The sequence below is a fragment of the Rothia sp. HMSC064D08 genome, from assembly GCF_001809525.1.
Taxonomy (GTDB): Bacteria; Actinomycetota; Actinomycetes; order Actinomycetales; family Micrococcaceae; genus Rothia; species Rothia dentocariosa.
The window spans coordinates 52,108-60,965 of sequence record NZ_KV797887.1; the positions used below are offsets into that span (position 1 = coordinate 52,108).

At 52.9% G+C, this 8,858-nt stretch carries 10 protein-coding genes; 6 read left to right on the forward strand and 4 right to left on the reverse strand.

Annotated elements, in window-relative coordinates; genetic code table 11:
- Window positions 1–11: 11 nt before the first annotated feature.
- Genes HMPREF2625_RS00395 through HMPREF2625_RS00410 form a run of 4 tightly spaced genes read right to left on the reverse strand, consistent with a single transcriptional unit; the run spans window position 12 to window position 3,066 of the window.
- Window positions 12–794: a hypothetical protein gene (locus HMPREF2625_RS00395; protein WP_246826557.1), complete on the reverse strand. Its 783-nt coding sequence runs from the start codon at window positions 792–794 to the stop codon at window positions 12–14.
- On the reverse strand, window positions 791–1,321 hold the full coding sequence (locus HMPREF2625_RS00400; RefSeq protein WP_070520388.1) for a TerD family protein: 531 nt from the start codon (window positions 1,319–1,321) through the stop codon (window positions 791–793). Before HMPREF2625_RS00400 ends, HMPREF2625_RS00395 begins: the two co-directional genes overlap by 4 nt.
- Window positions 1,322–1,819, reverse strand: coding sequence for a hypothetical protein (locus HMPREF2625_RS00405; protein ID WP_070520391.1), 498 nt, complete (start codon window positions 1,817–1,819; stop codon window positions 1,322–1,324).
- 8 nt (window positions 1,820–1,827) lie between these two features.
- Window positions 1,828–3,066: a toxic anion resistance protein gene (locus tag HMPREF2625_RS00410; RefSeq protein ID WP_013398268.1), complete on the reverse strand. Its 1,239-nt coding sequence runs from the start codon at window positions 3,064–3,066 to the stop codon at window positions 1,828–1,830.
- Between the two features lie 358 nt (window positions 3,067–3,424).
- On the opposite strand from HMPREF2625_RS00410, the gene HMPREF2625_RS00415 reads away from it, so the two are divergent.
- The 6 genes from HMPREF2625_RS00415 (at window position 3,425) to HMPREF2625_RS00440 (ending at window position 8,457) form a co-directional block, all read left to right on the forward strand.
- Complete coding sequence (locus HMPREF2625_RS00415) at window positions 3,425–4,078, forward strand: DUF6318 family protein (protein ID WP_246826558.1); 654 nt, start codon at window positions 3,425–3,427, stop codon at window positions 4,076–4,078.
- A gap of 195 nt (window positions 4,079–4,273) precedes the next feature.
- Entirely contained in the window at window positions 4,274–5,026 is a 753-nt protein-coding gene (locus HMPREF2625_RS00420; RefSeq protein ID WP_070520397.1) for a DUF6318 family protein, read from the forward strand.
- A 53-nt stretch (window positions 5,027–5,079) separates the two neighbouring features.
- Window positions 5,080–5,745 carry a DUF6318 family protein gene (locus HMPREF2625_RS00425; protein ID WP_070520401.1) on the forward strand — a complete coding sequence of 222 codons (666 nt, stop codon included), beginning with the start codon at window positions 5,080–5,082 and terminating at the stop codon, window positions 5,743–5,745.
- 82 nt (window positions 5,746–5,827) lie between these two features.
- Complete coding sequence (locus HMPREF2625_RS00430) at window positions 5,828–6,538, forward strand: DUF6318 family protein (protein WP_070520405.1); 711 nt, start codon at window positions 5,828–5,830, stop codon at window positions 6,536–6,538.
- A gap of 124 nt (window positions 6,539–6,662) precedes the next feature.
- Entirely contained in the window at window positions 6,663–7,463 is an 801-nt protein-coding gene (locus HMPREF2625_RS00435; RefSeq protein WP_070520408.1) for a DUF6318 family protein, read from the forward strand.
- 226 nt (window positions 7,464–7,689) lie between these two features.
- Window positions 7,690–8,457, forward strand: a complete 768-nt coding sequence (locus HMPREF2625_RS00440) for a DUF6318 family protein (protein ID WP_048752484.1) — start codon at window positions 7,690–7,692, stop codon at window positions 8,455–8,457.
- The last annotated feature ends 401 nt before the right edge of the window (window positions 8,458–8,858 follow it).

Sequence of the window (8,858 nt, forward strand, 5' to 3'; positions counted from 1 at the left end):
TATTTTCCTTTCTATTTATGGTGTTGATATTCGCTGAGAAGGGCGATGGCACAGGTAACGTAACCATCCTCACTTAATATTAGCGTACCCTTCCCTAAATCCCGGGTTATGCGCATATCGGGATTAGTGAGCTGAAGGTTCCTGCCGATCAGTTTTAAAGATCGAAGTAGCGTCAAAGATTTGGGGGGAATTGTCAAAACTGTGCCTGCTGCGTTGAGCGATATTTGGGTCATCCGAGAGGCAGCATCAGTTGGGGGAGCGGATGAACCCGACAGCATAATACTCTCACCACCCCAGTTCAGTAGGAATGCAGTCATATCGGTTCCAGTAATACGCAGTTCTCCTACGGCGGCTTGTACTGCATCAAGCATAAAGAGACGTTCGCTCGGGTGAGCGTCGGTGATATTGGGGATGTGACCCCACCAGTGCGGTTCACGCAGGTGTTCGGATGGGGGAGTTATGATTTTTGCTGTGTCTTCGGGTTGAGAATGCTGCCAAGATTCAGCCGATTCCGGGGTGTAGGTTGCCGTCCCGCGAGATTTGCTCATATTTGGGGGCTTAATCTGCCGGTGCTGCATCGGCTGCTCTGCCCCAGATGCGCCCGTCGTTCGGTCCGTTTGGCGGTTTATATTCCGTTGAGTATGCTGCGCCCTCCGGTGCCCCCGCTGGTCAGAGGGAATATCTGCAGACTGCGGCCCCCGGTTTGCTGCTGCAGCAGCAGAGGGGGATGCTTGAGGACGTGCTTTCGGCTCAGGATCCGCTATGTAGGCAGTGATAAAACTGTAGCGACTCATAACCCGAACCCTTGAAGCATGGCGGAAACACTATGCCATTCATCGCACACAGCCCGCACTTTCCATTCACCGCGGTGCCGGTACACCTGCATCAGCCGTACCGCCGCGCTGCGACCTACCTGCACGAGTGGGGCACGGAACATTGTTTTTCCGGTGGTGGGGTTTATCATGCGTGCTCGAATCCCACTGGCACGGTTGAGCCGCACGGTACTTTCCCCGTTTGTGAAGAGCACGATCTCCAGGGAATCTACGTCTTGGGGCACAGTGGGAAGGTGCAGATCGAACTGCACCTGATCGTCGCCCATGAGCTCGCGGCGGCGAACACTGCCCGCACGGTCTAAGACCTGGTGAGTAAATACAAAGTCTTGCCGCGAAACTAGTTTGCCGTTCGAGGTAAGAAGTACCCCTGCCTCCAGAGATTCACGTAAAAGCGGTTCGTCGGTGCGCCACCGCAGTCCTACCAGCACGTGGTCGAGAGCGGGTGCTTCCTGGGTAAGATTGACGTTCTGACCAATGCTCAGTTCCATTTATACCGCCATTCTCTTGCGCATGAACAGGGTGTGCGTTTCAAGTTCAAGGCTGTTATCTGCCCGCACAAGGTTAAGCGCTGTGACGAATTCCTGATTTGCATCAGTAAGAGCCTGCACCAGCTCGGAGGTTTGCTCCGGGGTGGGGTTGTGCGTGCGGGTATAGACAGTCAACAGATTCGGTACATAGGTGGTTAGCGCCGTCTGGAGCGTGTATTCCGTCGTTGAGGGCAGGGCTGCGCGGGTATTACTGCCCGTTTCTGCCGTTATTTTGCGGTAGGTTTCGACCATCTCGAAGGCGGGTACGAGTGCGCGCGGGGGTACAGACACGGCAAAATCCGCCAAATAATGCGAGGCATCATCCAACACATGCTGGGACTGGCGCAGGTACGTGGGCTCCGGGGCAGAAGAATGAGCCGAGGCATCCGTGACGCTTTCTTGTTGGGAGCGGATCGGGGAATCGTCCGGCACACCGAAAAACCGTTTGATAACGCCCACGTGTGCCTCTAATTCTGGGTGAGCGCGCGGTTTGTGGGAGTTCCGCTGGCGTGTGCAGGGGATTCGGGGGCATTATTCCTTCGTGTAACGCGCTCAAGAGATTCTGCCGTCAGTTCGCGCAGCATCTGGTTCGACTGGGCGAATGCTTCTACCGCCCCCTGACGGAATGCGGAAACTTCGTCGAGCGCTTGAAGTACTTTTCCATGTGCCTGCGCCAAAACCTGCGGGTCGATTGCGGGTTGGGACGCCATCTGCTGGATCCGCGTAGCCTGCGAAGACAGCATGTCGGCATTGCGCATAATAGCGTTCTCGGTGGTCTGCTTCAGAGCGCCAAGCTGCTGCAGAACCGCTTCCTGCATGCCTAAGGAACGGGCGATATAGGCGGTCATTTTGTATGCCCATAAGGTGGTGTCTTCGGCGCGGCGGATACCGCGAATGAGTTCTTTGCCGTTGCTGGAGACAACATCGCTTGTCAGGTACGCCTGCCCAGCAATTTCAAGTTTAGTGAGTAGATCGCTGATGCGCTGTTCGGTCACATACAGAACCTTCTCGGTGTAGATGCGCGCGGTTTCTTCATCTCCTTCAAGACGAGTTTCTTCAGCGGCGGCACGTACCATATCGGAGAACTGTTGAAGAACTGCGATCTTCTCGTTCAAATCCGTCATGCCTTCCTGAAGTTTCTCGCGCAGTTTCACGAGTTCCGCCTGCTGCATGACGAGTGCATCGGTGGATTTTTTCAGTTTTTTGCTGATGCCTTCAATATTTCTGTTGACGCTGGCGTACTGGTAGAAGAATTTCTCGATTTTGCTTTTGCCGCGCCCTATCAGGCGTTTTGCGATGCCGCGTTTACCGGGGGTACCGTCAATCGCACTGTAATCCAGCGAGTTGATTTGTGCACGCAGTTCCGCCAGGTTTTGAGATGCTTTGGTTTGTGGGGAGTCCGGCGCAAGCTCAAGCTCCTGCATATTGAGCAGGCGCTGGGTAACCATGTCGATGCCGTTGAAGGTATCGGAACCGTAACTTGAAATCGTATTTTCGAGGGTATCGAGAAGTGAAGGCGACTTCAGATCGGTGTTGTTGAGAGTGATAGCCAGTTCGTCTGCTTCATGACTGATAGTTGCAACCTCAGGGGCACGCGTTTCCCGTTTTACAAGGTCGATAGCTCCCGCTTGGTTAAGTTTAGGCGGTGCTTGAGTTACGACCGGCGGGGCACCAACTTGGGGTTCGGAAGTAGGGATTTCAGCCATGAGATATCCTCTCGTCATGTCGGAACATACTCTTCTATGGTACTCAGCGCAGTGTGCAGAAGAACGTCCTTTCGTTAGAAAGCAATAAAAGTTGCATAAAAAGTACCGGTATGCCTGTGGATAACTTCTCCGGTTTCTTCGTTGCGGAGCGTAAAAACCTCGTTGTTTTATGGGTTTTTCTATGAAAATACGTGGAGGTCAAGATCGGTCTGCAAAGCACCGCTCCCGCTTTATACTCTGGCAGAATCGAGCGAAATCTCACAGAGCGCATACCGTTGAAATCTACCTTAAACCTCTACTTAAGGTGGATAATGAAGGGACTTCCCGCATTTTGATGCCGCGTGAAAGGGGATTCACGGTGGAATATGTGCTAACACGTCGTTCCGCGCTGGGTGCTGCGGGTGCCGGTGCGGTGCTATTTACGGTTGCTTCATGCTCGAATGAACGCAGTGACTATGCCGGAGAAGCCAAACTCGAAAAATATGATAATTCTGCCGGTAGTTTTGAAGCCGCCACACGAGACACCCCTCCTAAGAATGTTCCCAAACCTATCAAACCTGAGAATGCAGATGAAAAGTCCGTTGCCGGATTTTACGCGAGCCTAGCCTATATAGCCGCCGCTATGCAGTATATGTTCGCCACCGGTGACACCGGTCCTTACGATGACAGCGCGCTCACCGAGGACGAGAAACACTATGTTCATAATTCCTCAAACGAGCAAATACTGGCGCGCATGAGGGAAGGGCAAAACTGGTATGAGAACCCGCGCGTCACTATCTCCCTGAATACCGCGCAGCCCGCGATGGAAGGTGATACATACACGTGGGAAGGGAAGTTTTCTATGGAATTCGGGAACTACCGCGTCGATCGTGGGCAGGTAAACGACCTAACGGAACGGCAAAAAAGTAATACCGAAGACATGGTTTTTAAAGGAACATATACCAACGGGCGCTGGAGCATTGAAACTCGGTCAAAGACCGTAGCCTCACAGAGCTCTACAGCTACACCATAGCGTTGTACCGTGCTTGGAAGGGATGCGCTCTGCGCTGGTTCTTGGGTGCGCGCAGGGACGATGAGAAAAATATAACAGCTTATGATGACGTCATATAACGCATGTTCGCACGGCTTAACGGCACAATAGTAAGGTACCCAGCCACATCACAGGGGTTTTAATCGTTGACGATTAAGACGCCGAAAGGAATGAAATATGTCAGAAAGATCTTATGATTTTTCGCGCCGAACCGCTCTTGCGGCAGCCGGTGCGGTGGGTTCGGCGATGGTGCTGAGCGCCTGCGCCCCGAAAGTGAGAGGAATCGCATCCGAGCAGCAGAGTGCGGGGGCAACCGCATCCAGCTCTAGTTCCAGCTCTCCATCTAGTTCCAGTTCAAGTTCTTCGTCCAGTTCCAGCAATTATGCAGGCGAGGTTCGCTTCACGAGTTTCGATACCTCCGCGGGCGCCTATGAGCCTGCCACGAAAGATCATCCGTCAAAGAACGTGCCTAAACCAACGAAACCCTCAGATATAAACGACAAGTCGGCGGCAGGATTTTATGCGGCGATTGGCTATACGACGGCAGCCATGCAGTACGCCATGGAAACCCTGGACTTTAGCCTTGTAGCGGATGCGTTTCCACCAGAATACAAAGATGTCCTGGAATCTAAATTTAACCAGCTGAAACAACAAACCACGAGCAGTAAATCATGGTTTGGCGGCCCCAAATTTAAGGCGATTCTCAAGAGTCCGGAACCGACGATGAACGGTACGAGTGCCACCTGGGAGGGAACAATATCGTTTTCGCTGGGTACCTTTTACGGGCCGAGTGGAGTAAGCCGAGAGTCTGAGACAGAGACATCAGATACCCTCTACCGCGGAACCTACACGGAAGGGCGCTGGTGGGTTATCTACGGCAGCTCCTCGGGTTCGTCAGGATCTGGATCGTCTCAAGAATTTTCACTCTAGAAACACCACACAGATATTCGGGCTAAGAAGTCCACACCACGAAAGGAAAAAGAATGTCCGCTCTACATGTCTCACGTCGCACCGCGTTTGGTTTGGCGGGTGCTGCCTCTGCGACCGTGGCGCTTGCTGCGTGCTCTGGAAACGTTAGCGGAGTCAGTTCCCAAAGCGAGCGCACCGACTTTAGCGGCGAGATCAAGTTCGATAACTTTGACACTTCTGCGGGAGAATACAAGCCCGCAACCAAGGATCACCCCGCCGAAAATGTGCCGAAGCCGAAGAAGCCGGATAACGCTAACGATAAGTCGGCGGCAGGTTTTTACTCGTCTATTGGCTACCTTTTTGCATCCGCACAGTACTTCTTCGAGTCTTTTGACCCCGAACCACTAATTGAAGTTCTGGGGGATTCACAAGTAAATTATGACCAGTTTAAACAGCTGAAATCCTCCAACCTATGGATCGTTAATCCTAAAGTCGTGATCTCCTTGAAGACTCCTCAGCCTAAAGTCGATGGTGATACGTACACATGGGATGCAAAAGGCACCCTTAAATATGATGGGATCGGGAGCAATGTTGATGCTGCACAGCAGGCGGGTGAAGATCAAACAAGCGATATAACTATCAAGGGAACCTATAAGGACGGTCAGTGGCGTATGACAGACCCAGAGGCCACTTCAACATCCGGAAGCTCATCGAGCTCCGGGTCACTTTTCGGTTTCTAAATTTATTTAAGACCTGCTAGTTGCATCTGCATATGCGCCCAGGTTTCAGCATGAGCCTGGGCGCTGAAAGGAAACACATATCATGAACACACATGCGTATCGTCTCTCACGTCGCACCGCGTTTGGTTTGGCGGGTGCTGCCTCTGCGACCGTGGCGCTTGCTGCGTGCTCTGGAGGCGTCAACGGTGTCAGTTCCCAAAGCGAGCGCACCGACTTTAGCGGCGAGATCAAGTTCGATAACTTTGACACTTCTGCGGGAGAATACAAGCCCGCAACCAAGGATCACCCCGCCGAAAATGTGCCGAAGCCGAAGAAGCCGGATAACGCTAACGAAAAGTCAGCGGCAGGTTTTTACTCGTCTATCGGCTACCTTTTTGCATCCATGCAGTACTTCTTCGAGTCTTTTGACCCCGAACCCATGATGGAGGTTATTGCAGACAACACCGGGCAGAAGGTGCCTGCGTCGCAATTTGAGCAGTTCAAGCAGATGGGTGCCGGGGGAGTCATGTGGCTTTATGACACAAAAATTACCGGTAGCCTCAAGACCCCGCAGCCGAAGATGGACGGCGACACCTACACCTGGGATGGAAGCGCTACCATAAAAATCGGCGGTATGGGCGGCCGCGGGGGAATGGGCCGGGAACTGAACCAGGAACAGAGCCAAGACGCTACGTTCAAGGGAATTTATAAGGACGGCAAATGGATGATTACGAACCCAAATCAGGATTCAGCCTCGTCTAGTAGCGCTAGCCCGTCAAGCTCCAGCAGCTCCGGTTCGCTGTTTGGCATCTAGCGAAATTTTACGGCGAGAGTATTCTTTTCTCGTTATCGTGATGGATAGCGGGTATATGCATATGCTGTACCTCCGATGATCGATACCACCCGAGTGTCAGGGCTTGGGTTCCGAAAGGACTAGCATGTCTTCATTGAATATCTCTCGCCGTTCCGCGCTTGGGCTCCTTGGCGCCGGTTCTGCGGCGGTGGCTCTTGCTGCCTGTTCCGGGGCAAATAATGCTGGCGGGTCAGGCTCCTCCGCATCCGGCGGCCAAGACCAAAAGGACTACAGCGGCGAGGTGAAATTCGACAACTACGACACCTCTGCGGGTAAGTACGAGCCCGGCACCAAGGAACAGCCCCCAAAGAACTTCCCCAAGCCCCTCAAACCAGAGCAGATGGGTGAGAAATCCGTTGCTGGTTTCTATGCGGCTATCGGGTACATGGTTGCGGCATGGCAGTATTTTAATAACGCCAATGATCCTGCCCCATTTATGGAAGTTGCTCTCGATCCTCAGGGGAATAAGCTCCCTGCCGATCAGGTTCAGCAAGCTGTTGAAGAACGGAAAAAGCAAAAAACCTGGGCTGAGGACCATAAGCTGACTGCTATTCTGGATTCCCCGCAACCCAAAACCGACGGTGACACCTATACCTGGAACGGAAAGATGAAGGCTACCAACGGCTCCTTCGTCGTGATAGGTGGTCAGGCAATGGATATCCCCGAAGAGCAGCGGACAGAAGAAGTGCCTGCGGTCTTCAAAGGAATTTATAAAGACGGTACCTGGTGGTTGTCCTATCCTCAACAAAACAGCGGAGGTTCTTCAGACGCTCAGGGTGGCTCCCAGAATCAGCAGCAGGGACAGAACCAGCAGCAAACCCCGCAGCAGCAGGCTCCGCAGGAAGGAGCCGGGGAAGGCGCATCCGGCAACGGCGGGGCACAGTAGCAATACCGCACAATCGTCTAGGAGAACCGAGTGTAGGTTCCTACTTAAAGAAAACCCGCAGGAAACACGGTGTTCTTGCGGGTTTTCCGCGCTCTTAGCTGAATCTTTGCTCAGGGAACACTTAAACCTCGCATGAATTTCTACATCATGTACACAATGGGAATATACCCAACCACAGTTTGCGCCTTGATGCACGGGTAAAAGGCGCTGAAAGGACACCATTTCGATGCCCTCCCACACCTCCCGTCGTTTTCCCCGCCGCTCCGCACTCGCGCTGTTGGGCATAGGCTCAGCGGGATTTATTGCCTCCTGCTTATCAAGAAACCAAGGATCTGCCACAAACTCTGACGAAACCCGCACCGACTTTGCGGGTGAGGTTAAATTCGATACATATGATGAATCTGCGGGAGCCTTTAAACCTGCAACTCGTGATCACCCGGCTCAGAACGTGCCTGTGCCCATCAGACCCGAGCATATGAACGATAAATCTGTGCAGGGGCTTTACAATACGATCGCCTATATTTCCGCCGCCCTCCAATATATGAACGCTACCGGCAATACCCGACTTTATGATGAGAGCGCCGCCGCAGAGCCGGGACATAGTGTCATGCGTGGCGAAAAAGACGAAAAAGCGTTCTCTTTAATGCGTGAAGGGCGCGTCTGGTTCGATAACCCCGCGGCCACAGTAACCCTCAAAACCTCCGAACCGACTATTAAGGGCGATACCTACACCTGGGAAGGAAAGACCACCCTCGATTACGGAACCTTTCAGGTGGGCGAGAAAGAGACCGTGAACCTTTCTCTCGCGAAACGGTACGAAGTTGCCCAGACCACCTTCACCGCGGTGCATCGTGACGGCCGCTGGTGGTGTAAGGTGAGCGTTCCCGAAAAGATTGTGGGAGCGCCCGAAAGAACTGATCTTTTCTCACATTTTAGGATGCGTGTAGAAGACCTAACCCCCACGCCGGTACCTACACCGGAGGCAAAGAAATAAAGGCGCTAAGGGTTTTCACGATTACAAATGTGCGTACCAGCAAATAATCAGCTGGGCGGTCTCAACCTGGGAATATGCAAAAATACCTGCGGCAATCCCAAGCATAAATCATGACGCATGGCAGGATAGTTAGAGGTAAACCAACCACAAGAAGCGCTCATGCTCTCTGCCCTATACACGGATATCTTATTGTTATCCGGGCATAAGTAAGGCGCCGAAAGGAATAATATGAATATCCCAGCGCATTATCTGACCCGCCGTTCCGCTCTTGGTGTGATCGGCGGCGGTTCTGCGGCGGTTGCTCTTGCCGCGTGCTCGACCAGTAATTCTAGTGGCGGCGGCGGTTCTGATTCGTCGAAGCGTGACGACTACAGCGGCGAGGTGAAGTATGACAAGTTTGA